Below are 25,996 nucleotides of genomic sequence, written 5' to 3' on the forward strand. Positions count from 1 at the left end.
ATTGCGGCGCCGATCGCCCCGGTTAGCTGCCGGCTGCAGGAGCCGGCCGCTGGCCCTGTTCGTCAAAGACATGACAGGCCTCGGGGGCGAAGCCCAGCTGGATCGGCGACCCCTTCACCAGGTGGCTCTGGCCGGGCAGTGCGGCGGTGACCTCGGTGCCATCGGTCAGCGCAACGCGAACGACGGTTTCATTGCCCAGTGACTCAACGAGTTGGACCGTGCCGCGCAGCGGGCCCTGCGGATCGACCAGCAGGCCGTGGGGCCGGAGGCCGATGGTGATCGCCTGCCCGACCGACAGCCCGGTCGCGGGAACGCCCAGGACCATGCTGGCATCCCGCGTCGTCACCTGGGCCAAGTCGGCAGTGATCGCCTGCACGGTCCCGGTGATAAAGTTCATCTTGGGCGAGCCGATGAAGCCGGCGACGAAGAGGTTGGCGGGGTTGTTGTAGAGATCGAGCGGGGAGCCGACCTGCTGCAGCACGCCGCCATTGAGCACCACGATCTTGTCGGCCAGCGTCATCGCCTCGACCTGATCATGGGTGACGTAAATCATCGTTGCGCCCAGCTCGTGATGCAGGCGGGCCAGTTCCATGCGCATGTCGACGCGCAGGGCAGCGTCGAGGTTGGATAGCGGCTCGTCGAACAGGAAGACATCGGGCTCGCGCACGATGGCCCGACCGATTGCAACGCGCTGGCGCTGGCCGCCCGAGAGCTGGGCAGGCTTGCGATCAAGCAGATGCTCCATCTGCAGCACCTTGGCCACGTCGCGGATCTTGCGGTCGCGCACGTCCTTGGGGGTACCGGCCAGCTTTAGGCCAAAACCGACATTGTCGTAGACGCTCATATGCGGATAGAGCGCATAGGACTGGAACACCATGGCGACGCCGCGATCGCGCGGCTCGACGTCATTGACGACGCGATCGCCAATGGTGACCTCGCCGCTCGAAATGTCCTCGAGGCCGGCAATCATGCGCAGCAGGGTGGACTTGCCGCAACCCGAGGGGCCGACAAAGACGACAAATTCGCCATGGGCGATATCGAGGTCGATGCCCTTGATGACCTCGACTTCGCCATAGTGCTTGTGAACCGAGCGCAGGGTGAGTTGTGACATGAAATGTCTCCGGATTAGCCCTTCACCGCGCCCTGCATCAGGGCGGCGACGAATTGGCGCTGGAACAGCAGGAAGATCACCACGGTGGGTGTCAGAATGAGCAGCGAGCCGGCGCAGAGCAGCGGGATATCGGTGCCCCACTGGCCCTGGAACGCGCCGAGCGCGCCAGCCATGGTGCGCTGCATGGGGTCCTGCACCAGCACGACGGGCAGCAGGAACTGGTTCCAGGTCCACAGGAACAGCAGGATGGCCAGCGACATGATCGCCGGGCGCGCCAGCGGCACCTGCACCAGCAGGAATTCCTTCCAGCGGGTGGCGCCATCGAGCTGGGCAGCTTCGCTGAGGTCATTGGGCACGTTGAGGAAATGCGCGCGCATCCAGTAGACGCCAAAGGGCATGTAGAGACCGATCAGGGGCAGGATGATGGCAAAGCGCGTATTGAGCAGGCCCATGGCCCGCACTTCGTAATAGAGCGGGGTGATCACGGCCTCAAAGGGCAGCGTCAGGCCGAAGACGAAGACCAGATAGAGCCACTTGTAGCGATCGGTGGTGAGCTTGGCCAAGCCGTAGCCGGCCATCGTGGCGATCAGCACCGAGAGCGGCACCACGCCGAGCACGATCAGCGAACTGGAGATCAGCAGCTGATCCATCCGGGCCACTTCGAAGGCTTTGACGAAGTTGCCCCACTGCGGATCAGCCGGCCATTGCAGGCCGTTGGGATAGGTGCCAGACGGCGCCAGCGCCGCCGAGAGCATGCTCAGAAACGGCAGCACGGTGACCAGCATCAGGACGACGATCAGCAGGCGCGCCAGGAGCGTCTTGGACGAGAGCATCTTCATTTCTTGTCTCGCGTGAGCCACTGCACCGGAGCGATCGACACCAGGACCAGCACCATCAGCACAATGGCCAGCGCGGAGGCCAGCCCGACCTGGCGGTGGGCAAAAGCCAGGCGATAGATTTCGAGCCCCGGCACCGTGGTGGTAATGCCCGGCCCGCCCTGGGTGGCGATATAGACGATGTCGAAACTGGCCAGCGCCGCGATGATGGTCAGGGTCACGCAGACGCCGATTTCCTGGCGCAGGCCCGGCAGGGTGACATAGCGGAATTCGTGCCAGGGACGGGCGCCGTCAAGCCGGGCCGCCTCGTAAAGGCTGGGGTCGATCTTGGCGATGCCGGTCACCAGCAGCATGATGCAGAGGCCCAGCAGCACCCACGCTCCGATGACGCCCACCGCCGGCAAAGCCCAGACGAAATCGCCGAGCCAGCCGCGGGTCCAGCTCGAGAGGCCAATGGCCTTGAGCCCCTGGTTGACGACGCCGGTGGAGGCAAACATCCAGCTCCAGGCAATGCCGGCCGCGACCAGCGGAATGACCTGGGGCAGGAAGAAAATGGTGCGCGTGACCGTGCCGAAGGTGCCGGCCATCTGGCCGCGGATGGCCGAGGCAATGGCCAGGCCCAGCCCCACCGGGATCAGGGTGAAATAGGCCACCAGCTGGAAGGCGTTGCCGATGATCTGCAGCAGATCGGCGTCGGTCAGCACGGTGATATAGTTGGTCATGCCGTGGAACGTCGCCTTGCCGATGCCGTCCCAGCGCAGAAAGGAATAGTAAAAGCTCATGCCCAGCGGCACCAGGACGAAGGTGGCATAGGCCAGGAAAGCGGGGGCAATGAACAGCCAGGCGGTCAGCTTGCTGTTGCGGCTCCCCCGGTTACGGGGAAGCCGCTGAATCTGCCGCGTCGCGGCCGGAACGGTAGTTTGGGGTTCGGTCATGGTTCATTCCGGTCGAAGCGCGGTGGGCGTATGCTAGCGCGACAGCTGGCTTTCGTATTCCTGCTGCACGGCTTCGAGCAAGCCTTCGGGGGTTTGCTGACCACCCACCATCTTCTGCAGCTCCGGCGTCCAGCCGGCAGAGAAGATGGCGCCAGTGGCATTGGCGATGAAATCCATGGCGCCATTGTCCTGGGCCAGCATATTGCCAGCGGCCAGCGAAGACTCGGTCACCGAGCCGGGCTCGACGGCGGGAATGGCCAGATCGGCCGGACCGCCTGGATTGGAGCCACCCACGGCAACGTTGATCTTGCGGGCTTCCTCGTTGCGGGCCACCCAATCGAGGAAGAAGGCGGCGCAGTCAGCATTGGCCGCCTTGGCACTGATGCCGAAGGTCAGCGGCGAGGACATGGTGGCGTGGCGGCCACCGGCCTCCTCCGTGGGCATGATGAAAAAGCCGAACTGGCCGGCAGCATTCTTGTCGAGATTGCCGGATTCCCAGTCGCCGTTGAACATGAACAGACCTTCGCCGCCGATGAAGCGGCTCATCATCTGGAAGTACTCGATGGCATTGGCGTCGGTGGGGAAGTAGCCTTCCTTGATCCAGCTTTCGAGGTGCTGGGCAGCCTCGAGGTTTTCCGGCGTATTGATGGTGGCGCCGTCCTTCTGGAAAATCCAGTCGTTGATCGGCTCGGGCGCGCCATAGGCGCCCATCAGGTTCTGCAGCGGGAAGGCAAAGCCGCCGGTGCCCTTGTTCCACTGCATGATGGGCAGGATGCCGGCTTCCTTGGCCTTGGCCAGCAGCGCATCGAGCTCGGCCACCGTCTTGGGGGCTTCGGTCATGCCGATCTGCTCGGCGAGCGCCTTGTTGTAGAAGACGCCGGTCATGGAATAGTTCAGGCCCATGGCATAGAGCGAGCCGGTGCCGCGCGGGCGCCCGCCTGGCTCGACACGCAGCTGCACCAACTGGCCGGCGGGGAACTGATCCCAGCCCAGTTCGGCATAATAGGTGTCCAGATTGAGCAGCAGATCGTTGGCCACAAGGTCGGTCAGCGACGGCAGCCGGAGCAGGTCGGGCGCATTGTCCTCGGAGAGGATACGCGGCGAGTTCTCCATCATATTGGCGAACTGGTCTTCCCGGATCTCAAACGTGACATTGGGGAACTGCCGGGTGAATTCTGTCGACAGCTCCGTAGGCAGCGGGAAGCCGGTTTCAAAATAGGCATTGAGGGCGACCGGATCGGTGCCGCAGCTGGGGGCGGCGATGGCGGCACCGGCCGTGGCGGCAACCGACAGGGTCAGGGCGATGCGAAGCGCGTGGCGCGAATGGGATTTCAAGATTACCTCCTCCGGGGCGGGGTGTGCAGTGGATCTTTCCGTCTGCTAAATGGATTTAGCACATGGACGCTGGTGGCTGTCAATATGGCCTTGAGTCAACAAGCCCGCTACAGCAAGGGCCGCAGGGCGTCGAGGATGCGGGTGGCCCGCAGGTCTTCGGGTCCCATCATCCAATTGGCGACATAGCCGAAGCCGACGCGACGGACCGGATCGGCAAAGCCGACCTGACCGCCGGCACCGTCGTGGCCGAAGCAGCCATCCGACAGATAGCGCCGCGCCTCGGAATCAAGCTGAAAGCCGCAGCCCCAGCGCGAATAAGGCGGCTCTCCGCCGAACACGGAAACCCCGCTGCTGCGGGTGCGGGTTGCCGCGGCAATGACCTCGGGCTCGAGCAGGCGGACACCGCGGGTGGGCGCTACCGTCGCCGACCAGATGGTGGCCAGGGCTTCGGCACTGGCCAGGCCGCCGGCGCCGGGGATTTCGGCGGCGCGAGTGCGCTGCTTGTTGAAGCCGCCATCGGCGGTGACCAGATCGGCCGGCAGGGCATGGCCCAGCGTCATGGCCTTGTAGGGCCAGTTGGGGCCAGGCTTGGCGGCCTCGTCGGCCCAGAGCGCCGAGAGCGGCGGGCTGACCTGCAGATGCGCGGCGCGATCGGCCAGGGCCTCAGGCAGGCCGATCCAGGCGTCAACGCCCAGTGGCTTGGTGATCAGCTCTTCAAAATATTGGCCCACCGACAGGCCAGTGACCCGGCGGACGATCTCGCCTGCCACCCAGCCATGAGTCAGCGCATGATAGGCGTAGCCGCTGCCTGGTTCCCAAAGCGGCTCCTGGGCAGCCAGCAGGCTGACCATGCGGTCCCAGTCGACAATATCGTCTTCGCTCAGGTCCGCGCGCGGCGCGCTCAGGCCCGCCTGATGGGCCAGCGCCTGCCCTACCGTCACCGTCGATTTGCCGGCAGCGGCAAATTCGGGCCAGTAGCGGCTGACCGGCGCGTCATAGTCGAGCCGCCCCTCCTGCACCAGGCGCGCCGCCAGGATGGAGACCAGTCCCTTGGTGCAGGAAAAGATCACCGATGGCGTATCGGCAGCCCAGGCGCGTCCAGTGCGCTGGTCGGCAGTGCCGGCCCATAGATTGACCACGCTCTGGCCGTCGACGACGACATGCAGCGCGGCGCCCATAGCGGGCCGTCCCTCGAAGCCGGCCTCGAACGCCACAGCCACCGCCTCGAAACCGGGCTCGGCCGAGCCCATCAGCTGAACGCTCACGCGCGCTCCTCCACGGCAAGATAGCCATCCTGATCGACATGGACCGCGAGCGGGTCGCTGATCCCGCCAACAAAGGCGCCATCGGCGCTGATATTGTTGAAGGCCAGCAGCCAGGGCGCGCCCGCGCGATCGATGGCGATGCGACCGGCATAAAGGCGTTCATCGACCAGCAGCCGGGCCTGGTGGAAATCCACCTGCCCGGGCATGTCGCCGACGGGCAGGCTCCAGACGCCACCCACCTGCCCCAGGCGCGGACCGACCAACTTGGCGGTATCGCAGCAGAAGACGAGATGGTTGCGGCCACCAACCCTGACCACCTGAAACACTTCAAGATGGGCAAAGCCGGCGCCAGGCTGGCTCAGCGGCTCGCGGACGGTCCAGGTCTTCAGGTCGGGTGAGGTGGCGTGCGCCATGACCCCGCGATCGGGCTCGGTACCGGTCTTGCTGCGCGCGGTGATCAGCATGTGCCAAAGCTGGTCGTCCTGCCGCCAGAAGATCCAGGGATCGCGCCAGGCTTCTTCCGGCCAGGTCGAGGTGCCGAGCGTTTCATACCAGCGCGGATCGGCCGCGCAGAGGGGCCCCGCCTGCTTGGTCCAGACAAACAGGTCCGGCGAGGTGGCGACCCCGACGGTCTCGATATTGGCATTGCTGTCGGCCGACAGAAAACGTGAGCCGGTATAGAACATTTTCCACTGGCCATCGGGGGCGTGGACGATGCTGCCGGTCCAGGTGGCACTGCCATCGAAGCTGCCCGGTTCGCCCGCCTCCATGGCGCGGCCATGGTCGGTCCACTCACGCAGATCGCTGGACGTGGCGTGGCCAATGCGGGCATTGCGATGGCGCAGATCGGGATTGCCCAGGGATTTGGGCGCATGCAGATAGAACAGGTGATACCGGGCGCCGTCATCGGCCAGCCAGAAATCCCAAACCCAGTGATCGCTCAGGTTGAAACCCATCAATATCCCCTGCTAAAACCATTTAGCGAATGCAACGGCTTTGCTCTGTTGTCAAGTTGCGGCGGTGTGACTATCCAAGATCAAGCAGGCGCGCCGCGTCCGAAAGCGAGGGAAACCGGCATTGCGAAAAAAACGCGTTACCTTGGCGGACGTCGCCCGACTGGCGGGCCTGTCCACATCCGCCGCCTCCATGATCATGACGGGCCGGCCGGATACGCGGCTGTCCGCCGATGCCCATGCCAAGGTCCATGCCGCCGCCGCCAGCCTGGGCTATCGCCCCAATGTCGCCGCCCGGGCCCTGCGCACGGACAAGTCGCGTTCGATCGCGCTGATTTCAGACTATGTTGCCACCACGCGTTTTGCCAGCGGCCTGATCCGCGGCGCGCTGGCGGCGGCCGAAGATGCCAAGCATGTGATGATGGTGCTGGAAACCGGCGGCGAGCCGGCGCGCGAGATCGAGGCGGTCGAGGCCGCCCTCGACCGGCAGGTGGACGGGCTGATCTTTGCCGCCATGCGCGCCCGCGAGGTTTTCGTGCCCGATATCTCGGTCAATGTCCCGATCGTCATGCTGAACGGCACCAGCGCCCGCTTTCCTGTCGCAGTGCTGCCCGACGAGTATGAGGGCGGCCGCACCGCGGTCCGGCTGCTGCTGGGCACCGGGATCGTCGACGGCATCGTGCTGCTGGGTCACAACAGCAATGAGGAGCAGGGGCTGTTTCGCTCGGAAGCGATTTCGCGGCGCATTGCCGGCGTCCGGGATGCCATGAGTGCGGCAGGGCTGGCCTTCGATGCCGAGCTCAGCTGCTGGAACTGGGAGCCCGCGCCGGGCTATGATCTCATCGCGGCACTGCTGAAAAAGCACCGCCCCAAGGCGATCCTCTGCCTCAATGATCGGCTGGCCTTCGGCGCCTATCAGGCACTGGGCGAGGCAGGGCTGAGCATTCCCGGTGACGTGTCGCTGGTGTCCTTCGACAATGACGAACTGGCGTCCTATCTGCGGCCGGGGCTGACCACGATCGCCCTGCCGCATGAGGCCATGGGACGGCGGGCCGTGGAAATGCTGCTCGATCGCCAGACCAGCGGGGAAGCCTTGATCCCCATGCCCGCGGTTATCCGCGGGTCGCTGCGCGAGCCCCAGGGCGGGGTGAGGCAGCGTTAATAGTCTCAACCCTATAGTGCGGCAGCTTCGGAAGGAGGCATGCCATGTCGCAGAACGTCGTCGCGCTGTCGGAAGTTCTCGGCGCGCTCAGTTATGCGCTGGACATCACCGAAGGTCAGCCGGTCGGGCACAGCCTGCGCTGCTGCTGGATCGGCATGCATATCGGCAAGCGCATCGGGCTGGATGACGAGGCCCTGTCCGACCTCTATTACACCTTGCTGCTCAAGGACATCGGCTGCAGTTCGAACGCCGCCCGCATCTGCCAGCTCTATCTGGCGGACGATCTCAGCTTCAAGCATGCCTACAAGGCGGTCGACACCAAGCTGCCCGAGATATTGCGCTTTCTGCTGGCCAATACGGCCAAGAAGTCAGGCTTTGTCGAGCGGCTGCAGACACTGGTCAACATTGCCCGCAATGGCGGGGAAATCTCGCGCGAGCTGATCGAGACGCGCTGCCAGCGCGGCGCCGAGATCGCGCGCAGCATGCGCTTTTCCCAGGCCGTCGCAGACGGCATCCTCGACCTCGATGAACATTGGGACGGCACCGGCCAGCCGCTGAACCGCGCCGGCGACGACATTTCGCTCTTTGCCCGCATCGCGCTGCTGGCCCAGGTCAGCGACGTGTTTTTCATGCGCACCGGTGTGGCCGGTGTCATGCGCGAGGTCACCGAGCGCAGCGGGCGCTGGTTTGACCCAACGCTGGTCGACGTTCTCGTTGAATTCGCCGATGACGCGCAATTCTGGTCGACGCTGCGGGCCAACGATCTCGACCAGCGGGTCGCCCGGCTTGAACCCCTCGCCATGGTTCGCCGGGTTGATGACGATTATCTCGACGATATTGCCGTCGGATTTGCCCAGGTGGTCGATGCCAAGAGCCCCTTTACCGCGGGCCACAGCGATCGGGTCGCCCTGTTCGCCGATCTCATTGCCGAAGAGCTCGGCTATGCGCCCGAGCGGCGGCGCTGGCTCAAGCGTGCGGCCCTGCTGCATGACATCGGCAAGCTGGGCGTCTCCAACACCATTCTCGACAAGAACGGCAAGCCGGACGAGGAGGAATGGGCTGAGATCCGCCGCCATCCCGAGTTGGGGCGACAGATCCTGTCCAAGATATCGGCCTTCAGCGACATGGCCAGTATTGCCGGCGACCACCATGAGCGTCTCGACGGCCAGGGCTATCCCAATGGCCTGGCGGAGGCCGCGATCGATCTCGACACAAGGATCATCACCGCCGCCGACATCTTCGACGCCTTGACTGCGGACCGGCCCTACCGGAAGGCCATGCCCGTGCACACTGCCTTTGACATCATGCAGCGCGATCTGGACAAGGCGATCGACCCCAAGGTCTTCGCCGCCCTGCAGCGCGGTTTTGTCCACCTTGAACACATTGCCGACCCGACCGATGAGAAGGCCGCCTGAGGCTTCCGGCCGTCAGCTCCAGGTGACGGCGTTTTCGTGGCGTTGAATGGTATGCTTGAGCACATCGAAGACGGCAATCACGTGCTGGACGAAGCGCTCGGCCGCCGGTGCGCGCGGCCCATCAAGCCGGCGGAGAATGCCCAGCGAGCGGTCTGGCTGGGGAATGGCGAAGGGGAGCGTGGTGACCCGGTTGTCCTGGCGCAGCGCGAAAACCACGGAGAACGGCAGCACCGCCAGCGCATCTGAATCAGCCAGGAAATTGACCACACTCATCAGCGAGCCGCCGGCATAGCGGATATTGAGCTCGGAAATGCCGATGCTGAGCAGGATCATCTGCAGGTCGGTCATCAGCGGCGAGCCGGGCAGCGGCGCGATCCAGGGGTAACCGGCCAGATCGTTCGCCTGGGCCTGGGGGAGGCGCAGCAGGGGGTGACCCGTCCGGCAGGCCACGACATTGCGGCCGGGCAGGATTTCGATGAATTCGTAGGCCGGGCCCGGATGGGCCGAACCAATGGGAACGATGCCGATATCGATCAGCCTGGCGTCCAGCGCCGATACCAGGTCGGGCAGATTGCCATAGCTCTGCTGCACGGTGATCTCGGGCTCTTCCCGGTGGAACTGGGCGATCATCTGGCTGATCAGCGCATCCATGAAGAAGGGCACGCCGCCGACCCGCACCAGGCCACTGCTGCCCTTGAGATGGCCCCGGACGGCATCGGTGGCCCGGCGCGAGGCGGTGACGATGGCCCTTCCATGCACCGCCAGTTGCGCGCCCAGGGGCGTGGCCTGCAGCGGCCGGCGTCCCTTAACGAAGAGCGGCGCCCCCACCCGCGCCTCCAGCATGGAGAGCGAGCGGCTGACCGCCGACTGGGTCATGCCGAGCATGGCCGCGCCCTCCGACACCCCTCCCGCGTCAAGAACCGCTGCCAGTTGCATCAAGTGGCGTTCATTCAGCTTCATAGCAAAATGCTATACTGAACCCCGCAGTAATCATCAATGCCGGCCCGGCGTCATGCCAGATTGATGGCGAGGCGGGGAGGCCTCGAGACGCCGGCGAGCGGCAAGGATGTCCCAGGGATGTCCATTGCGACGCCCCAGCCCTGCCGTCCCTCGCCAAGTCTTAGACTTCAACCTTGTGCGCCGTCCCCGCGGCGGGGCGCAAGCAATGCCAGGAAGGAGCTCAAAATGAGTGGCATCAACGGCTACCATCATCTGACACTGTCCACTGACGGTGCGCAGGAAGATTTCGATTTCTATACCAAGACGCTCGGGCTGCATTCGGTGAAGCGCACCGTGCTGTTTGATGGCGTGCTGCCGGTCTACCACCTCTACTATGGCTCGCCGGCAGGCGACGCCTCCACCATCATCACCACGTTTCCCTTTCGCAAGCCGGGCGTCTATGGCCGGCGCGGCACCAATCAATCGCGCGCCATCCTGCAGGCCATTCCCAAGGGTGCTGCCGACTTCTGGGTCGATCGGCTCAATGGACGCGGCATCGAGGCGACAAAGGTCACCCGTTTCGGCACCGAACGCGTGATCTTTGCCCATCCCTGCGGTATCCCGCATGAACTGGTGGAAAGCGACAGTGACAGCCGCGAGCCCATTACCAATGCGGGCCAGGGCATCGGCAGGGACCACGGCATCAAGGGCATCTATGGCAGCGTCGTCGCCACCACCGACAAGTCGGCCATGGATGACTTCCTGACCATTGCGCTGCCCCTTACCCTGGAATCGCGCACCGATGACGGCGACGTCTATCGGGTGCCCGATGCCAGTGGCGTCATCCAGCGCGTCGAGGTGATCACCGACCGCGACAGTCCGCAGGGCACCTGGACGCTCTCGGGCGGGACCATTCATCACCTGGCGCTCAATACCGGCGATGAAGAAAGCCAGCTCAAGCTGCGCGCCCATATTGAAGGGCTCGGCTTTACCGATATCTCCGAGCAGAAGGACCGCAACTACTTCAAGTCCTGCTATGTGCGCTCGCCTGGCGGCGCCCTGTTCGAACTGGCCTGGACCACGCCCCAGGGCTGGACCTCCGACGAACCCCCGGGCCAGATCGGCAAGACCCTGGTGTTTCCACCCTGGTTCAAGGATCGCGAGGCCGAGCTGCGCGAGGGCCTCGAACAGGCGGATTTCGTCTGATGGCACAAACGGCTGGCCTGCGGCGGGGCGCGACCGGCGCCGGGGTCCGGGCGCTCTGCGTCCTGGTCCACGGCCGCGGCCAGTCCCCCGAGGACATGGAAAGTCACATCCTGGCGCGTCTGGATGCGCCAGACGTGGCCGTCGCCCTGCCCCGCGCCCCGGCAGGCGCCTGGTACGAGGCCCGCGCGGTCGATCCGCTGACCGGTGAAACGCGCCAGCAGCTCGGTGCCGCGCTCGACCTGTTGCACGGGGAGATCGCGGCGCTGCGAGAAGACTTTCCCGGGCGGCCGCTGCTGCTGGCGGGGTTTTCGCAGGGCGCGTGCCTCTCCATCGAATATGTCAGTCGCGGCGAGGCGGTTCCCGATGCCCTGGTTGCCCTGACCGGCTGCCGTGTGGGGACGTCGTCCTGCGGCCGGCCCGACGCGGCGCCGCGCGATCTGCCCGCCTACCTTACCGGCAGCGATGCCGATCCCTGGATTCCACTGGCGGCGATGTCGGCTGCAGCGCTTGCTCTGGGGAGCCGCGGCCTGCGCCTGCGGACTGACATTTTTCCGGGTCGCCCGCATGAGGCCACCGATGCCGAGATCGCCATGCTGGCCAGCATGCTGGCCGATCTGGGGGCGGGACGACGCCCGGCCATGGAGGCCGGGCGATGAGTGTGCATGCCAGTTCAGTCACGCCAGACGGTGTTCTGCTCATGCTGCTGGATGAACTGGGACAGGTTACGGAATTCGGTGTCGATGAAGCGGCGGAACCGGCGCACGGTCGGGCCGGCGGTTTCCCCGTCGCGCGTGAGGATGCCCAGCATGCGCTCGGGGTGACCGATGCGGATGGAGAGAGCCGCCAGGACGCGCTGTCGCCGCGCCATGAACACCACCGAATAGGGCAGCACGGTCAGGGCGTCCGAATTGGACAGGATGGCCGTCATCGAGGCGAGCGTACCGCCGGAAAAGGAAATGCGCGTGTCGTTGACGCCGATATCGCGCAGGATATGCCGCATGTCCTCGTAAAGCGGGCTCGATGCCGGCGGCGCAATCCATGGATAGGGGGCAATGTCGGCCAGTCGCAACGAGCCCTTGTGCAGCAGCGGATGCTGGCTGCCGCAGGCGATGACATTGCGGCCCGGCAGCACCGGCACGAACTGGAACCCGTCGGCCAAAGCCGCCGGGTTCATCGGGCAGATCGCGACGTCGAGCGCGCCGGCGCTGAGCCGGTCGAGCAGGTCCGGCACGTAGCCATAGGACTGCTCGATGCGCACCTGCGGATGGTTCTGCTGAAACTGTGCGATCAGGGCGGAAATCACCCCATCCATGAAGACCGGCGTGCCGCCGATCCGCACCATGCCGCGATGGCCGGTATGGAAAGTGGCAACGATCGCCGACGCCGTATTGCCCGCCGCCAGGATACGGCGCCCTTCGCCGGCCAGGCTGAGACACAGTTCGGTCGGCACGAGCGGGCGACGGTTCTTCTCGAACAGCGGCGCGCCGATCCGGGCTTCCAGCATGGCAATGGTGCGCGAGACGCTCGGTTGCGCCCGGCCAATGGCCTGAGCGCCTTCGGTCAGGCCGCCGCCGTCGACAATGGCAGCGAGAATTTCGAGGTGGCGGGGATCGAGCTTCATAACATCATGTTATGTTACGCTCCGGCATTCCGATCAAGACGGTATAAAGTCTATGCGATGGTGTCATCAATCGAGCAGCCGAATGGTTGCCGAGGGGAGGATTGATGTCGCATTTCAGGTCAAGCTTCGCCGCGCAGTTCGCCCCGGTCCGGGTGCGCTTCGGCGTCGGTATGCGCCGGCAGGTCAGCGAGGAAGTGGCGCGGCTTGGCTGCAAGCGGGCGCTAGTGCTGTCCACGCCCGCCCAGGCCGATGCCGCCATGGAGATGGCGCAGGAGATCGGCGACCTGGCCGTTGGCGTCTTTACCCGCGCCACCATGCATACCCCGGTGTCCGTGACTGAAGAGGCCGTGGCCCATGCGAGGGCGGTCAATGCCGACTGCCTGGTGGCCGTTGGCGGCGGCTCGACCACGGGGCTCGGCAAGGCCATCGCGCTGCGCACCGATCTGCCGCAGATTGTCGTGCCCACCACCTATGCCGGCTCGGAGGCCACCAATATTCTGGGGCAGACCGAGAAGGGCGAAAAGACCACGCTGACCGATGTCCGGGTGCAGCCCGAGGTGATCCTCTACGATCCCGAACTGGTGCGCAGCCTGCCGGCCGGCCTCACCGTCACCAGCGCGCTCAATGCGATGGCCCATGCGGCCGAGGGCCTCTATGCCCGCGACCGCAACCCCATCTCGACGCTGCTGGCCATTGAAGGGCTCGAGGCCTTCGCCGAATCCCTCGACCGGGTGGTCGCAGATCCGGGTGACCTCGAAGCGCGCGGCCGCACGCTTTACGGCGCCTGGCTCTGCGGCACCGTGCTGGGTCAGGTCGGCATGGCCCTACATCACAAGCTTTGTCACACGCTGGGTGGCTCGTTCGACCTGCCCCATGCGGAGACGCATGCCGTCATCCTGCCCCATGCGATCGCCTTCAACGCGCGCGCCGCAGCACAGGAGCTCGAACCGGTGGCGCGCATCTTCGGCGATCCGTCCCCCGGCAAGGCGCTCTATGCCTTTGCCAAGAGACTGGGCGCCCCCATGGCGCTGCGCGATCTCGGGATGAAGGAACAAGACCTCGACAAGGCGGCAGAGATCGCCACGGCCAGGCCTTACTGGAATCCACAAGCCGTAACGAAAGACGACATCGCTACCCTGCTGGCGGCCGCCTGGAGGGGCGATCCGCCGGCTTTCTGACACCAGCCGCAAGGCTCATGATTTCTGGGAGGAAACCAATCATGATTACCCGCCGCACTCTGCTCAAGGGCACCGCCGCTACCGGCCTGATCGCCGCGACCGGCAGCTTTCCCATGCCTGCCATCGCCCAGGGCGCCAAGATCAAGCTCGGCTATGTGAGCCCTCAGTCGGGACCGCTGGCCGCCTTTGCCGAGGCCGACAATTTTATCCTGTCTAACTTTGCCAAGAGCGAAGTGGCCTCGCAGTTCGAAATCATCGTCAAGGACAGCCAGTCCAATCCGAACCGCGCCGCCGAAGTCGCCCAGGAACTGATCATCGACGATGAAATCGACATGATGCTGGTAGCCTCGACCCCCGAGACCACCAATCCGGTCACGACGACGGCGGAAGCCGAAGGCGTGCCGACGATCTCCACCATGGCGCCCTGGCAACCCTGGTTCATCGGCCAGCAGGGCAATCCAGGCGACCCGGAAAGCTGGCGCCCGTTCAACTATGCCTACCACTTCTTCTGGGGGCTCGAGGACGTCATCTCCGTCTTCACCAATATGTGGGGCCAGCTCGAGACCAACAAGATCGTGGGTGGCCTCTTCCCCAATGATGCCGATGGCAATGCCTGGGGCGATCCCAATACCGGCTTCCCGCCGGCTTTGGCCGCAAAGGGGTTCCAGATGTTTGATCCCGGCCGCTACCAGAACCTGACCGATGACTTCTCGGCCCAGATCAACGCCTTCCGCCAGGCCAATGCCGAGATCATCACCGGCGTGCCGATCCCGCCCGATTTCACCACCTTCTGGACCCAGGCCCGCCAGCAGGGCTTTGCCCCCAAGGCGGCGTCGATCGGCAAGGCCATCCTGTTCCCGCAGGCCGTCGAGGTGCTGGGCGATACCGGGCATAACCTCTCCTCGGAAGTCTGGTGGTCACCCAGCCATCCGTTCTCGTCCTCGCTCAACGGCATGAGTTCGGCCCAGCTGGCCGAGGCCTATACCGCCGAGACCGGCAAGCAGTGGACCCAGCCGATCGGCTTCGTCCATGCGCTGCTCGAAATGGCAACCGATGTCATGGGCCGCGTCAGCGATGCCGGGGATGTTGATGCCGTGGTCGAGGCCATTGCCGCGACCAATCTGCAGACCATTGTCGGACCCGTCGCGTTCAACGGCGCCGGCGTGCCGCCTTTCGCGGCAGCCAATGTGTGCAAGACCCCGCTTGTCGGCGGCCAGTGGCGCATGCGCGAGGGCGGCGGCTACGATCTGGTGATCGTGGACAATACCGGCTTCGACACCATTCCCACCGGCGGCACCATGGAAGCCATTTCCTGACCGCAATTCCTGCCGGGCGCTGCGGCGCCCGGCTCCAGGGAAGAGTCCATGTCCATGATCGCCCTTGACAATGTCTGCAAGAGTTTTGGCGCCCTCAAGGTGGCCGACGCCATCTCCCTGGAGGTGCGCGAGGGCGAAGCCCTGGGCATTATCGGGCCCAATGGCGCGGGGAAATCAACGCTGTTCAACCTCATTACCGGCAATATCGCCGCCGATAGCGGCCGCATTCACTTCCGGGGCGCGGACGTCACCCACGCCTCAGCCATGCAGCGGTGCCTGGGCGGGATTGGCCGTTCCTTCCAGATCCCCCAGCCCTTCGGCAAGATGACGGTGTTCGAAAACCTGCTGGTTGCGGGGGCCTTCGGCCAGGGCCGCAGCGAGCGCAGCGTCCAGGATCAATGCGCCGACATCCTCGAGCGCACCGGCCTCATCGCCCGCGCCAATAGCGTCGCCGACAGCCTGTCGCTGCTCGAACGCAAGCGGCTCGAACTGGCGCGCGCGCTCGCCACCGATCCAAAACTGCTGCTGCTCGACGAAATTGCCGGCGGGCTGACCGAAGGGGAATGCGGACAACTCGTCGCGACCATCAAGGATATCCACGCCCGCGGCACCACCATCATCTGGATCGAGCACGTCCTGCATGCGCTGAACTCGGTGGTGGAGCGGCTGCTGGTGCTCGATTTCGGCAAGGTGATCGGTATCGGCGAGCCGTCCGCCATCATGGCGAGCCCGCAGGTGCGCGAAATCTATCTGGGGATCGAAGTCTGATGTCCCTGCTGTCCACCCATGGCCTCACCGCCCATTACGGCCAGTTCCAGGCGCTGTTCGGCGTCGATATCACGCTGGAGCCAGGCGAATGCGTCGCGATCATCGGCGCCAATGGCGCGGGCAAGACGACGCTGCTGCGGGCCCTCTCGGGCATCCTGAGGAGCGATGCCGACGCCATCCGATTCAACAACGAGGCCGTCGGCGACCGCCCGGCCGATGAAATCCTGCGCCGCGGCATTGCCATGGTGCCCGAGGGGCGCAAGCTCTTCCCCTCGCTCAGCGTCGAAGAAAACCTGCTGATCGGCGCCCATGCCCGCAAGGTCCCCGGCCCCTGGTCGCTCGAGGCCATCTATGCGCTGTTTCCCATCCTGGCAGAGCGGCGCAACAGTCCGGGCACCGCCCTGTCCGGCGGCCAGCAACAGATGGTGGCCATCGGCCGGGCGCTGATGAGCAATCCCGCTGTGCTCCTCTGCGACGAGATCTCGCTCGGGCTCGCCCCAGTGGTCATTCGCGACATCTACAATGCCCTGCCGCAGATCCGCTCCGGCGGCGCGGCCCTGATCATCGTCGAGCAGGATATCGGCCAGGCGCTCAAGGTGGCCGACCGGGTCTATTGCATGATGGAGGGGCGCGTCACCCTCTCGGGCGCTGCCAGCGACCTCAGCCGCGAGGCCATCCACAATGCCTATTTCGGAGCGGCCGCATGAACTGGCTCGACACCATCGTGCAGGGCATTCTGCTGGGCGGGCTCTATGCGCTCTTTGCCACGGGCCTGAGCCTCGTCTTCGGCATCATGCGGCTGGTCAACCTGGCGCATGGCGACCTGATCGTACTGGGCGCTTACCTCATCCTGCTCATCGTCTCCCTGCTCGGCATTTCGCCCTTTCTGGCCGCGCTCATCGCCCTGCCGCTGATGTTCGGGCTTGGCTTTGTGCTGCAAAAGGTCGTGCTCAACCGGGTGCTGGGCGAAGACATCCTGCCGCCGCTGCTGGTGACCTTTGGCATTTCCGTCGTGGTGCAGAATGCGCTGCTGCAGGGCGCCTCGGCTGATACAAGGCGCCTGCCGACCGGCGATATCGGCGTCGCCTCGGTCAATCTGGGGCCGGTTACCGTCGGCGTGCTGCCGGTCCTCACCTTTGCCTCGGCGGTGCTGGTCATCGTCATTCTCAACCAGGTGTTCTACCGCACCGCGCTCGGCCGCGCCTTCCGCGCCACCTCCGACGATCCCGTCACGGCCAGCCTGATGGGCATCAAGCCCAAAACGGTCTTTGCCCAGGCGACCGGCATCGCCATGATGATCGTCACCATTGCCGCGCTTTATCTCGGCATGCGCGCCAATTTTGATCCGGCGGTCGGGCCGGCACGGCTGGTCTATGCCTTCGAGGCCGTGATCATCGGCGGCCTGGGGTCGCTCTGGGGCACGCTGGCCGGGGGCATCATCATCGGTGTTGCGCAGACGCTGGGCGCCGCCATCAATCCGGAATGGCAGATCCTGTCGGGCCACGTGGCCTTCCTCCTCGTCCTGCTGTTCAAACCGCGCGGTCTCTTCCCGCGCGCCGTCGATTGAGGCCCGGCCATGAGCGATAATCCCATGCCGCGCAGCTACCGTGTCGAAACCCGCACCCGAACGTCCGTGGTTGCCGGCCTCGTCGCCATAGCGCTGGTTGCCGGGCTCTTCGTCCTGCCGGCCTTTGCCTCGCGCAGCCTGATCCAGGACCTGTTCTTTATTCTGACCATGCTGACGCTGGCGCAGTTCTGGAACCTGCTCGCCGGTTATGGCGGCCTTGTCTCCGTGGGTCAGCAGGCCTTTGTCGGCATGGGCGCCTATGCCCTGTTTGCTGCCGTCATCCTTTGGGGTCTCGATCCCGTGCCGGCGATCCTGCTGGGCGGGCTGGCAGCTTTGGTGCTAGCCGTGCCCTTCGGCTTTTTCGCCTTTCGCCTGCAAGGCGCCTATTTTGCCATCGGCACCTGGGTGTTGGCCGAGGTGGTGCGGCTGGTCGTGGCGCAATGGCGCGCCGTTGGCGGCGGCACCGGCACCTCGCTGCCGCGCGAGGCCACCGAAGCCATCATGTTCACCGACCAGATCGCCCAACTGCTCGATGTCCGGGCGTCGGCGGCGCGCGATATCCTCGCCTATTGGCTGGCCCTCGTGCTCGCCATCCTGGCCATTGGCGGCATCTACTGGCTGCTGCGCTCCAAGCGCGGGCTGGCGCTGGCCGCCATGCGCGACAATCCGCAGGCGGCGCGCTCGGTCGGCGTCGATGCACAGCGGATCAAATGGGTGGTTTTCCTTGGCGCCGCGCTGGGCACCGGGCTCACCGGCGCGCTCATCTACATGCAGAAGGCGCGCATCTCGCCCGACGCGGCCTTTTCGCTCAATGACTGGACCGCCTATGTCATCTTCATTGTCGTCATCGGCGGCATCGGCACCATCGAAGGACCTATCGTCGGGGTCCTGATCTTCTTCGCCCTGCAGACCCTGCTGGCGCAATATGGCGCCTGGTACCTGATCGTCCTGGGCCTCATCGGCATCGGCGTCATGCTGCTGGCCCCGCGCGGCATCTGGGGCAGCTTTTCGGACCGCACCGGCATCCAGCTTTTTCCCATTCGGCGGCGCCTGGTCGGCGGTCCGCTTTCATCCAAACCGACCTCGAGGGAGGAATAATCATGGCGGACATTACCACGGACGTGCTGGTCATCGGCACCGGCCCAGCCGGCTCGGCCACGGCAGCTTTGCTGTCGACCTATGGCGTCGACAACATGGTCATCAACCGTTACCGCTGGCTGGCGACGACCCCGCGCGCCCACATCACCAACCAGCGCACCATGGAAGTGCTGCGCGACCTGGGCCGGGATGTCGAAGCGGAAGCCTATCTCTTTGCCACCGAGCAGGAGCTGATGGGCGAGAACATCTTCTGCGAGAGCCTGGCCGGCGAAGAGATCGGCCGCATGAAAAGCTGGGGCAACCATCCCCTGTCGCGCGCCGAACACGAACTGTCTTCGCCCACCAAGATGAACGACCTGCCGCAGACCTATATGGAGCCACTGCTGTTCAAGACAGCCTGCGCGCGCGGCACGCAGTCGCGCATGTCGATGGAATATCTTCGCCACGAACAGGACGCCGAGGGGGTGACCACCACCTGCCTTGACCGGTTGAGCGGCAAGGAAATCACCATCCGCTCGAAATACCTGGTCGGGGCGGACGGCGGCAATTCCAAGGTTGCCGAACAGGAACAACTGCCGTTCGAAGGCCAGATGGGCGTCGGCGGATCGATGAATATCCTCTTCCGTGCCGACCTCTCGCGCTACGTCGCCCACCGGCCATCGGTGCTCTATTGGGTGATGCAGCCGGGCGCCGATGTCGGCGGTATCGGCATGGGCCTGGTGCGCATGGTGCGGCCTTGGAACGAGTGGCTGATCGTCTGGGGCTATGACATCAACCAGCCCGCCCCGGTCGTCGATGCCGCCTTTGCCACCGACGTCGCCCGCCAGCTGGTCGGCGATCCGGCGCTGGACATCGAGCTGCTGTCGGCCAGCGTCTGGACCGTCAACAACATGTACGCCACCCATATGCAGAAGGACCGCGTCTTCATCATGGGCGACGCCGCCCATCGCCATCCGCCCTCCAACGGGCTGGGGTCGAACACCTCGATCCAGGATGCTTTCAACCTCTCCTGGAAACTGGCTTCAGTGCTCAAGGGCATTGCCGGCCCCGGTCTGCTTGACACCTATTCGGCCGAGCGTGCCCCGATCGCCAAGCAGATCGTCACCCGCGCCAACCAGTCCATCGGCGAATTCGGCCCGATCTTTGAGGCGCTGGGCATGACCGGGGGCACCGATATCGAGCGGATCAAGGCGTCCATGGATGCCCGCTGCGACGCCACGCCCGCCGCCGAGCGGCAGCGCGAGTCGCTGCGCCAGGCCATTGCCTTCAAGAAATACGAGTTCGATGCGCATGGCGTGGAAATGAACCAGCGCTACAAGTCGGCCGGCATTGTCACCGATGGCCAGATGGAGCCCAGCTTCGATCTCGACGCGGAGCTGCATTACCAGCCCACCACCTGGCCGGGCGCAAGGGTGCCGCATGCCTGGCTCTTCGACAGCAAGGGCGCCAAGCACTCGACCCTCGACATTACCGGCAAGGGCCGCTTCACCCTGCTCACCGGCATTGCCGGGGAAGCCTGGGCGCAGGCGGCCGAAAAGGTCGCCGGCTCGCTCAACATTACCCTGGTCACCCATGTCATCGGGCCGCGCCGCGCGCTGGCCGATCTTGAAGGATCATGGGCCCGCGCCCGCGAGGTCACCGATGGCGGCTGCGTCCTGGTGCGGCCCGATCACCACGTCGCCTGGCGCGCCGAGGAAATGGTGGCCGACCCCGTCGCCGAGCTGACCCGCGTCCTGTCCGCGGTCCTCGACCGCAACGCTGTCCAGTAGGAGACCAGCCATGACCGAAACCTACGAGACCGAAACCTACGAATTCTTCTCCGAGGCGCGCAGTGAAGCCGTGGTCAATGCCCGCATGGGCGCCGACGTCTCGACGCGTCTAGCCCAAGTGATGGCGTCTCTCGTCAAGCACCTGCACGCCTTTGCCAAGGATGTGGAACTGACCCAGGAAGAATGGGGGCTAGCCGTGGACTTCCTGACCCGCACGGGACAGATGAGCGATGGCAACCGGCAGGAATTCATCCTGCTCAGCGACGTGCTGGGCCTGTCCATGCTGGTCGACGCCATCAACCACCGCCGCCCATCGGGAGCCACCGAAAACACTGTGCTCGGCCCCTTTCACGTCGCCGGCGCCCCGCACTATCCCATGGGCAGCAATATTTCCCTCGATGGCAAGGGCGAGAGCTGCCTGTTCATCGGCCAGGTGCGCGACACCGACGGCAGCCCGATCGCGGGCGTCCAGATCGACGTCTGGTGCGACAATGCCGACGGCTATTACGACGTGCAGCAGCCCGGCATCCAGCCGCAATGGAACAATCGCGGCATCTTCGTCACCGGTCCGGATGGCCATTATGAGTTCCGGGGCATCCGCCCGGTTGCCTATCCCATTCCCGATGACGGCCCGGTGGGCCAGATGCTGGCGGCGCTGCACCGCCACCCCAACCGCCCCGCGCATATGCATTTCCTGGTCTCGGCGCCGGGCTTTGAAACCATCGTCACCCATACCTTTGTCGCGGGCGACCAATGGCTGAACTCGGACGCCGTCTTCGGGGTCAAGACCTCGCTGATCGCCAGCATCGAAACAGGCACTGACACCGCCTGGCGCTCCCATTTCGACTTCGTCATGACCCGCAAGACGGCCTGAACGCGCCCGTTCGGGGCGTGCGCTTGGCCCCGTGCTGCACGACACGATCCATATCGGCCTGCCAGCCGAAGGCGCGCACCTGTTCGACGTGGCCGGCCGAGCTCTGCGCCAGGCGAGGGCGATCCGCTGACCGGTCGCGGCGTCGAAGATGTGCGCCTGGGTCGGATCGGCCTGCGGCCCGATCAGTCCTTGGGCAGGGGGTCGTCGTTGAGCAGCACACGCTGGGCATCCCCCTCCAGGTCGTCATATTGTCCGCTGCGCAGGGCCCAGAAAAACGCCAGCAGCGCCAAGGCGCCCAGGCATAGGGCGCAGGGAATCAGGATAAGCAGGCCACTCATGGGGCTACCTCGATCTGTGTAGTCCGCTCGGAAGGGCCGGCGCCCAGGCGCAGACGAAGGGCGTTGAGAACCACGATGATGGACGAGCTCGACATGGCGATGGCCGCGACCAGCGGGGTGACCTGGCCGGCAATGGCCAGGGGCAGGACGATGGCATTATAGGCCACCGCCAGGCCCAGATTTTGCCGCACGAGGCGATCTGCTCGCCGGGCGATCGAGAGCACGAAGGCAACGCCGCTCAACCGGTCATTGGTCAGCACGAAATCGGCGGCTGCACGGCCGATATCAGCGGCGCTGGCCGGCGCGATGGAGACATCTGCTGCGCGCAGCGCCGGGGCGTCATTGATGCCATCGCCAACCATCAGCACAGCGCCATGCGCCTGACGCAGCGCGGCGATGGCCGCCTGCTTCTGCTCGGGCGCCAGGGCTGCAGACCATGACGCCGCCCCGACGGTGGCGGCAATGCCGCGCACGGCGCTGACGCGATCCCCCGACAGGATGTGGACGCCCACCCCAAGCGCGCTCAAGGCCGCCACGGTGGACGCCGCATCGGCCCGCAGCGTGTCCTCGAAGGCGAAGACGCATACCGGTCGTCCGCCGCGCGCCAGCCAGACATGGCTGGACGCATCTGGCCCAGTGTCGCTGGCCCCGCAGAAGGCGGCATTGCCGAGCCGCCAGCGCGTGTCATCGATCTGGGCGGCGACGCCCTGCCCGGCAAATTCGGTCACTGCTAGCGGCTGCGTGCCGTCGGTCCCGGCGGTTTCAGCAATGGCGCGCGACAGCGGGTGATTGCTGTGCGCCGCCAGTCGGCCGGCCATGGCGAGCAGTGCCGGATCGGGCGGGGTCTGCTCCACCAGCCGTGGCTGCCCCCGGGTCAAGGTGCCGGTCTTGTCAAAGGCGGCCACGCGGACGGCGGCCATGCGTTCGAGCGCCGAGCCGTCGCGCATGACGATGCCATTGGCAAACAGCCGGCCGGCGGCCACCACATGCACGATCGGCACGGCCAGGGCCAGCGCACAGGGGCAGGTGATGATCAGCACTGCCACGGCATTGAGCAGCGCCGTATGCCAGCCTGCCCCGAGCAACAACCAGAGGGCAAAGGTGGCGGCCGCCGTCAGGTGCACAACCGGGGCATAGAGCTGTGCCGCGCGGTCGGCAATGCGGCGATAGCGGGTGCGGGTATCCTCGGCGGCCGCGATATAGGCGGCCATGCGCGCCAGAAAGGAGTCGCTGGAGGGGCGATCGGCGCGGATCTCGATGCTGCCCAGCAGGTTGATGGCGCCCGCCGGCAGCGCCACGCCGGGCTGGGCGGACAGCGGTATGGACTCGCCGTTGACCATGGCCATGTCGATCTGGCCGCTGCCCGACACCACCGTCGCATCCACCGGCACGCGGTCGCCGGCGCGCAGCATGAACCGCATGCCCGGGACGATCTCGGCCAGGCGCAGAAATGCCAGCGTGCCGTCGGGGAGTATCCGATAGGCGCCGCGCGGCGACAGCTGGGCGAGATTGTCGACGGCGCTACGGGCCTGCTTGCGTATGAGATGATCGAGCGTCCGCCCGGCCAGCAGGAAGAACAGCAGCATGGTCGAGGCATCAAAATAGGCATGCTCGCCGCCGACGATGGTTTCGAACAGGCTGAGCGCCGTAGTCAGCGTTACGCCGATGCTGATGGGCACATCCATATTGGTGCGTCCGACGCGCAGCTCTGCCCAGGCGGAGCGGATAAACGGGCGACTGGCATAGGCGATCGCCGGCAGCGCCAGCAGGGCGGACAGCCAGTGAAACAGTGCGCGCGTGGACTCATCGGCGCCCGCCCAGACCGAAACGGAGAACAGCATGATATTGCCTGCTGCAAAGCCGGATACGGCCATGGCGCGCATCAGTTCGGCCAACGCGGCATCATGGCGGGGGTCGACGTCCGCATCGACCGGGAAATTGCGATAGCCGCTCCGGGTGATGCGGTCGGGGAGCGCGGCGAGGTCGGCGGCTGCATCATAGCGGATCAGTACCCGGCGCTGCGACAGGTTCACCCGCGCGGCCACGACACCGGGCGCCTGGCGTAGCGCGGTCTCGATACTGTCGATGCAGGCGGCACAATAGGCGTCCGGAACGGCAAAGCAGATTTCGTTCAGCCCGTCGGCGCCGTGCGCGACGAAGGCGCCCAGATCGCCTTCGGCCTCATCCAGGATGAGGGCAGCGTCGCTCACCTGGCCATGACCCGGTGTTCGTAGCTGATGGTCCCCAGCGGCGTGGAGTCGGTGCTGACGGTGACATCCCAGACACCGGCCGGCAGATCGATGGCGGCGACGTACTGGTTGTCCTGCAGATGCAGGGCAATGGTGGTGTCGTCATGCCCGCCCACGGGCCGGCGCAGGAAGGCGCTGACGCCGGTCAGGGCCAGAGGAGCGCCGTCGCCATCGAGGGCGGCGAAGCGGACCAGGCCATCGGCGTAGCTGACCTGCAAGGTCCAGCCGGCCGCCACCTGGCGGGCAATGGTGTCCTGCACCGTCTGGAAGTTCTGGCTGGCCACATAGCTATTGGTGACCACCAGGCCGGTCCAGGTCCGGGCCGAGGAAATTGCCATGGTCAGGTTGGCGGCAATGACCACGGCGAAAAAGGCAATGCTGATCAGCAGCATGTGGCGGCCGGTAAAGGGCTTGGACGTGGTGGAGGCCATGGCTCAATCCTGTGGGGTTTCAAAGCGCACCGCGGCGCTGACGCGATTGCTGCCATCGGCATTGGCAATGCTCATGGTGAAGTCGGTCTGGCCGATCTGTTCACCGTCCGGAGCCCGCACATAGACGCGCAGCGGCAGCACCAGATCGGGTTCGACCGCCAGCTGCAGCTGCGTGGTCGGCGCTTCGGCTGCTCCCGGCACGGTCAGCGTCGCCCCCGGCAGTCCGGCAATGGAAAACACCATGTCCTGCGGCTGGGTGGTCATGTTGAGAATCTTGACGTCATAGCCGTTCTGGATCGATCCGTCCGACAGCAGCACGAATAAGGGGTTGCGGTCGTGCAGCACGCTGATGCCGATGGGCGCCCGCAGCGAGAGCACCGTCAGCATGGCGAGGCCAATGCCGGCCCAGACCAGGAAATAGATCAGCGTGCGCGGGCGCAGGATCGAGCGCCAGTTGGTGTGTCTGACCTTGTCGACCAGGCCACCGGTGGCCGGATCGCGCACGCGCGCCGGCTCGATCTGCCCCAGCGGCGCCGCCAGGTTCATATTGGCATTGTAGTCGGCCAGGGTGGCATAGGAGATGAGGCCGCGCTCGCGCCCCAGCTTGTCCATGACATTGTCGCAGGCGTCGATGCACAGGGCGCAGGTGATGCATTCCAGCTGCTGGCCATCGCGAATGTCGATGCCCATCGGGCACACCACGACGCAGGCATTGCAGTCCACGCAGTCGCCCTGCGGCACGCCGGCCACCAGGGCCTTCTTGGCATGGCGGCCACGCGGCTCGCCGCGCCAGTCGTTATAGGTGACGGTCAGGGAGTGCTCGTCCAGCATGGCCGCCTGGATGCGGGGCCAGGGGCACATATAGGTGCAGACCTGCTCGCGCATCAGCCCGCCGAAGGTATAGGTCGTGGCCATCAATAGCGCGATGGTGATGTATGCCACCATGGGCGCCTGCAGGTGCACGACATCGTTGAGGAGCGTGGGAGCGTCGGCAAAGTAGAAGATCCAGGCGCCACCGGTGGCAATGCCGATCAGCAGCCACAGCGCGTGCTTGCTGACCCGCTTGACCAGCTTGGCCGGCCCCCAGGGCGCGGCATCGAGCTTCATGCGGGCATTGCGGTCGCCCTCGATGGCCCGCTCGACCACGAGGAACAGGTCGACCCACACCGTCTGCGGGCAGGCATAGCCACACCAGGCGCGGCCTACGGTGGAGGTGATCAGGAACAGCCCGACCCCGGCCATGACCAGCAGGCCGGCAACGTAATAGAATTCCTGCGGCCATATCTCGATGAAGAAGAAGTAGAAGCGCCGGTTGGCCAGATCGAGCAGCACGGCCTGATCGGGGGCATAGGGGCCACGATCCCAGCGGATCCAGGGGGTGACGTAATAGATGGCCAGGGTAATGGCCATGACCAGCCATTTAAAGCGGCGGAAGCCGCCCTCGGCCCGCTTGGGGAAGATCTTGCGCCGCGCCGCATAGAGCGGCTGCCGGCTCTTGGCCGAGTTGACGGCCTCGACATCATGCTGGTCCAGGGTGCCGAGCGAGCCGGCGTCAGGTGCGGTCATGGGATGGGTGCCTTCCTCGACACCTTTTGGCACGTCCACCGGTCCCGACATTGATCTGCGTCAA

At 65.4% G+C, this 25,996-nt stretch carries 24 protein-coding genes; 12 read left to right on the forward strand and 12 right to left on the reverse strand.

The window, feature by feature from the left end:
* Positions 1-22: 22 nt before the first annotated feature.
* From GDR53_RS06385 to GDR53_RS06410, 6 genes are all read right to left on the reverse strand, one after another.
* Positions 23-1,111 (reverse strand): ABC transporter ATP-binding protein, encoded by a 1,089-nt coding sequence (locus GDR53_RS06385; RefSeq protein ID WP_193337236.1) that lies wholly within the window; start codon positions 1,109-1,111, stop codon positions 23-25.
* Positions 1,112-1,125: 14 nt separating this feature from the next.
* Positions 1,126-1,950: a carbohydrate ABC transporter permease gene (locus tag GDR53_RS06390; RefSeq protein WP_193337237.1), complete on the reverse strand. Its 825-nt coding sequence runs from the start codon at positions 1,948-1,950 to the stop codon at positions 1,126-1,128.
* Complete coding sequence (locus tag GDR53_RS06395; protein ID WP_193337238.1) at positions 1,947-2,882, reverse strand: carbohydrate ABC transporter permease; 936 nt, start codon at positions 2,880-2,882, stop codon at positions 1,947-1,949. Before GDR53_RS06395 ends, GDR53_RS06390 begins: the two co-directional genes overlap by 4 nt.
* 33 nt (positions 2,883-2,915) lie before the next feature.
* On the reverse strand, positions 2,916-4,217 hold the full coding sequence (locus tag GDR53_RS06400) for an ABC transporter substrate-binding protein (RefSeq protein ID WP_210321405.1): 1,302 nt from the start codon (positions 4,215-4,217) through the stop codon (positions 2,916-2,918).
* A 107-nt stretch (positions 4,218-4,324) separates the two neighbouring features.
* Positions 4,325-5,482: a serine hydrolase domain-containing protein gene (locus GDR53_RS06405; RefSeq protein ID WP_193337239.1), complete on the reverse strand. Its 1,158-nt coding sequence runs from the start codon at positions 5,480-5,482 to the stop codon at positions 4,325-4,327.
* The gene (locus GDR53_RS06410) at positions 5,479-6,438 is read right to left on the reverse strand and encodes a glycoside hydrolase family protein (RefSeq protein WP_193337240.1); all 960 of its coding nucleotides are present in this window, start codon (positions 6,436-6,438) and stop codon (positions 5,479-5,481) included. Before GDR53_RS06410 ends, GDR53_RS06405 begins: the two co-directional genes overlap by 4 nt.
* A 121-nt stretch (positions 6,439-6,559) precedes the next feature.
* Here GDR53_RS06410 and GDR53_RS06415 point away from each other — a divergent pair, with 121 nt between their 5' ends.
* Both GDR53_RS06415 and GDR53_RS06420 read left to right on the forward strand, forming a co-directional pair.
* Positions 6,560-7,597, forward strand: a complete 1,038-nt coding sequence (locus GDR53_RS06415; protein ID WP_193337241.1) for a LacI family DNA-binding transcriptional regulator — start codon at positions 6,560-6,562, stop codon at positions 7,595-7,597.
* 44 nt (positions 7,598-7,641) lie between these two features.
* Positions 7,642-9,012, forward strand: a complete 1,371-nt coding sequence (locus tag GDR53_RS06420) for an HD-GYP domain-containing protein (protein ID WP_193337242.1) — start codon at positions 7,642-7,644, stop codon at positions 9,010-9,012.
* 12 nt (positions 9,013-9,024) lie between these two features.
* Here the strand turns inward: GDR53_RS06420 and GDR53_RS06425 are convergent, their stop codons facing one another.
* The gene (locus tag GDR53_RS06425; protein WP_193337243.1) at positions 9,025-9,972 is read right to left on the reverse strand and encodes a LysR family transcriptional regulator; all 948 of its coding nucleotides are present in this window, start codon (positions 9,970-9,972) and stop codon (positions 9,025-9,027) included.
* Positions 9,973-10,197: 225 nt separating this feature from the next.
* On the opposite strand from GDR53_RS06425, the gene GDR53_RS06430 reads away from it, so the two are divergent.
* Together GDR53_RS06430 and GDR53_RS06435 are read left to right on the forward strand one after the other, a co-directional pair.
* Positions 10,198-11,157 (forward strand): VOC family protein, encoded by a 960-nt coding sequence (locus GDR53_RS06430; RefSeq protein ID WP_193337244.1) that lies wholly within the window; start codon positions 10,198-10,200, stop codon positions 11,155-11,157.
* Positions 11,157-11,813 carry an alpha/beta hydrolase gene (locus GDR53_RS06435; protein ID WP_193337245.1) on the forward strand — a complete coding sequence of 219 codons (657 nt, stop codon included), beginning with the start codon at positions 11,157-11,159 and terminating at the stop codon, positions 11,811-11,813. The genes GDR53_RS06430 and GDR53_RS06435 overlap by 1 nt, the downstream gene beginning before the upstream one ends.
* A gap of 14 nt (positions 11,814-11,827) precedes the next feature.
* On the opposite strand, the gene GDR53_RS06440 is transcribed toward GDR53_RS06435, so the two are convergent.
* Entirely contained in the window at positions 11,828-12,778 is a 951-nt protein-coding gene (locus GDR53_RS06440; RefSeq protein WP_193337246.1) for a LysR family transcriptional regulator, read from the reverse strand.
* 104 nt (positions 12,779-12,882) lie between these two features.
* Here GDR53_RS06440 and GDR53_RS06445 point away from each other — a divergent pair, with 104 nt between their 5' ends.
* The 8 genes from GDR53_RS06445 to GDR53_RS06480 are packed head-to-tail and all read left to right on the forward strand — an operon-like array spanning position 12,883 to position 21,348.
* On the forward strand, positions 12,883-13,956 hold the full coding sequence (locus GDR53_RS06445) for a maleylacetate reductase (protein ID WP_193337247.1): 1,074 nt from the start codon (positions 12,883-12,885) through the stop codon (positions 13,954-13,956).
* Between the two features lie 41 nt (positions 13,957-13,997).
* Positions 13,998-15,272, forward strand: a complete 1,275-nt coding sequence (locus GDR53_RS06450) for an ABC transporter substrate-binding protein (RefSeq protein ID WP_193337248.1) — start codon at positions 13,998-14,000, stop codon at positions 15,270-15,272.
* A 48-nt stretch (positions 15,273-15,320) separates the two neighbouring features.
* Positions 15,321-16,040 (forward strand): ABC transporter ATP-binding protein, encoded by a 720-nt coding sequence (locus GDR53_RS06455; RefSeq protein WP_193337249.1) that lies wholly within the window; start codon positions 15,321-15,323, stop codon positions 16,038-16,040.
* Entirely contained in the window at positions 16,040-16,747 is a 708-nt protein-coding gene (locus GDR53_RS06460) for an ABC transporter ATP-binding protein (protein WP_193337250.1), read from the forward strand. The genes GDR53_RS06455 and GDR53_RS06460 overlap by 1 nt, the downstream gene beginning before the upstream one ends.
* Positions 16,744-17,607 (forward strand): branched-chain amino acid ABC transporter permease, encoded by an 864-nt coding sequence (locus GDR53_RS06465; RefSeq protein WP_193337251.1) that lies wholly within the window; start codon positions 16,744-16,746, stop codon positions 17,605-17,607. The genes GDR53_RS06460 and GDR53_RS06465 overlap by 4 nt, the downstream gene beginning before the upstream one ends.
* Positions 17,608-17,616: 9 nt before the next feature.
* A complete protein-coding gene (locus GDR53_RS06470; RefSeq protein WP_210321406.1) occupies positions 17,617-18,705 on the forward strand; it encodes a branched-chain amino acid ABC transporter permease in 1,089 nt (362 codons plus the stop codon).
* 2 nt (positions 18,706-18,707) lie between these two features.
* Complete coding sequence (locus tag GDR53_RS06475) at positions 18,708-20,474, forward strand: FAD-dependent oxidoreductase (RefSeq protein WP_193337252.1); 1,767 nt, start codon at positions 18,708-18,710, stop codon at positions 20,472-20,474.
* A gap of 10 nt (positions 20,475-20,484) precedes the next feature.
* Positions 20,485-21,348 (forward strand): dioxygenase family protein, encoded by an 864-nt coding sequence (locus GDR53_RS06480; RefSeq protein ID WP_193337253.1) that lies wholly within the window; start codon positions 20,485-20,487, stop codon positions 21,346-21,348.
* A 182-nt stretch (positions 21,349-21,530) separates the two neighbouring features.
* On the opposite strand, the gene ccoS is transcribed toward GDR53_RS06480, so the two are convergent.
* Genes ccoS through ccoG form a run of 4 tightly spaced genes read right to left on the reverse strand, consistent with a single transcriptional unit; the run spans position 21,531 to position 25,932 of the window.
* On the reverse strand, positions 21,531-21,686 hold the full coding sequence (gene ccoS, locus GDR53_RS06485) for a cbb3-type cytochrome oxidase assembly protein CcoS (RefSeq protein ID WP_193337254.1): 156 nt from the start codon (positions 21,684-21,686) through the stop codon (positions 21,531-21,533).
* The gene (locus tag GDR53_RS06490) at positions 21,683-23,896 is read right to left on the reverse strand and encodes a heavy metal translocating P-type ATPase (protein ID WP_232846748.1); all 2,214 of its coding nucleotides are present in this window, start codon (positions 23,894-23,896) and stop codon (positions 21,683-21,685) included. Before GDR53_RS06490 ends, ccoS begins: the two co-directional genes overlap by 4 nt.
* Positions 23,893-24,366, reverse strand: a complete 474-nt coding sequence (locus tag GDR53_RS06495) for a FixH family protein (RefSeq protein ID WP_193337255.1) — start codon at positions 24,364-24,366, stop codon at positions 23,893-23,895. The genes GDR53_RS06490 and GDR53_RS06495 overlap by 4 nt, the downstream gene beginning before the upstream one ends.
* Before the next feature lie 3 nt (positions 24,367-24,369).
* Positions 24,370-25,932 carry a cytochrome c oxidase accessory protein CcoG gene (gene ccoG / locus GDR53_RS06500; RefSeq protein WP_193337256.1) on the reverse strand — a complete coding sequence of 521 codons (1,563 nt, stop codon included), beginning with the start codon at positions 25,930-25,932 and terminating at the stop codon, positions 24,370-24,372.
* Positions 25,933-25,996: the final 64 nt, after the last annotated feature.

This window comes from Devosia beringensis, from assembly GCF_014926585.1.
Classification (GTDB): domain Bacteria; phylum Pseudomonadota; class Alphaproteobacteria; order Rhizobiales; family Devosiaceae; genus Devosia; species Devosia beringensis.

Coding starts and splice junctions, on each gene's coding strand:
- GDR53_RS06450 (WP_193337248.1), top strand. CDS start 13,998: ATGATTACCCGCCGCACTCTGCTCAAGGGCACCGCCGCTACCGGCCTG.
- GDR53_RS06420 (WP_193337242.1), top strand. CDS start 7,642: ATGTCGCAGAACGTCGTCGCGCTGTCGGAAGTTCTCGGCGCGCTCAGT.
- GDR53_RS06430 (WP_193337244.1), top strand. CDS start 10,198: ATGAGTGGCATCAACGGCTACCATCATCTGACACTGTCCACTGACGGT.
- ccoS (WP_193337254.1), bottom strand. CDS start 21,686: ATGAGTGGCCTGCTTATCCTGATTCCCTGCGCCCTATGCCTGGGCGCC.
- GDR53_RS06395 (WP_193337238.1), bottom strand. CDS start 2,882: ATGACCGAACCCCAAACTACCGTTCCGGCCGCGACGCGGCAGATTCAG.
- GDR53_RS06410 (WP_193337240.1), bottom strand. CDS start 6,438: ATGGGTTTCAACCTGAGCGATCACTGGGTTTGGGATTTCTGGCTGGCC.
- GDR53_RS06455 (WP_193337249.1), top strand. CDS start 15,321: ATGTCCATGATCGCCCTTGACAATGTCTGCAAGAGTTTTGGCGCCCTC.
- GDR53_RS06390 (WP_193337237.1), bottom strand. CDS start 1,950: ATGAAGATGCTCTCGTCCAAGACGCTCCTGGCGCGCCTGCTGATCGTC.
- GDR53_RS06495 (WP_193337255.1), bottom strand. CDS start 24,366: ATGGCCTCCACCACGTCCAAGCCCTTTACCGGCCGCCACATGCTGCTG.
- GDR53_RS06425 (WP_193337243.1), bottom strand. CDS start 9,972: ATGAAGCTGAATGAACGCCACTTGATGCAACTGGCAGCGGTTCTTGAC.
- GDR53_RS06465 (WP_193337251.1), top strand. CDS start 16,744: ATGAACTGGCTCGACACCATCGTGCAGGGCATTCTGCTGGGCGGGCTC.
- GDR53_RS06480 (WP_193337253.1), top strand. CDS start 20,485: ATGACCGAAACCTACGAGACCGAAACCTACGAATTCTTCTCCGAGGCG.
- GDR53_RS06460 (WP_193337250.1), top strand. CDS start 16,040: ATGTCCCTGCTGTCCACCCATGGCCTCACCGCCCATTACGGCCAGTTC.
- ccoG (WP_193337256.1), bottom strand. CDS start 25,932: ATGACCGCACCTGACGCCGGCTCGCTCGGCACCCTGGACCAGCATGAT.
- GDR53_RS06385 (WP_193337236.1), bottom strand. CDS start 1,111: ATGTCACAACTCACCCTGCGCTCGGTTCACAAGCACTATGGCGAAGTC.
- GDR53_RS06475 (WP_193337252.1), top strand. CDS start 18,708: ATGGCGGACATTACCACGGACGTGCTGGTCATCGGCACCGGCCCAGCC.
- GDR53_RS06445 (WP_193337247.1), top strand. CDS start 12,883: ATGTCGCATTTCAGGTCAAGCTTCGCCGCGCAGTTCGCCCCGGTCCGG.
- GDR53_RS06470 (WP_210321406.1), top strand. CDS start 17,617: ATGAGCGATAATCCCATGCCGCGCAGCTACCGTGTCGAAACCCGCACC.
- GDR53_RS06440 (WP_193337246.1), bottom strand. CDS start 12,778: ATGAAGCTCGATCCCCGCCACCTCGAAATTCTCGCTGCCATTGTCGAC.
- GDR53_RS06435 (WP_193337245.1), top strand. CDS start 11,157: ATGGCACAAACGGCTGGCCTGCGGCGGGGCGCGACCGGCGCCGGGGTC.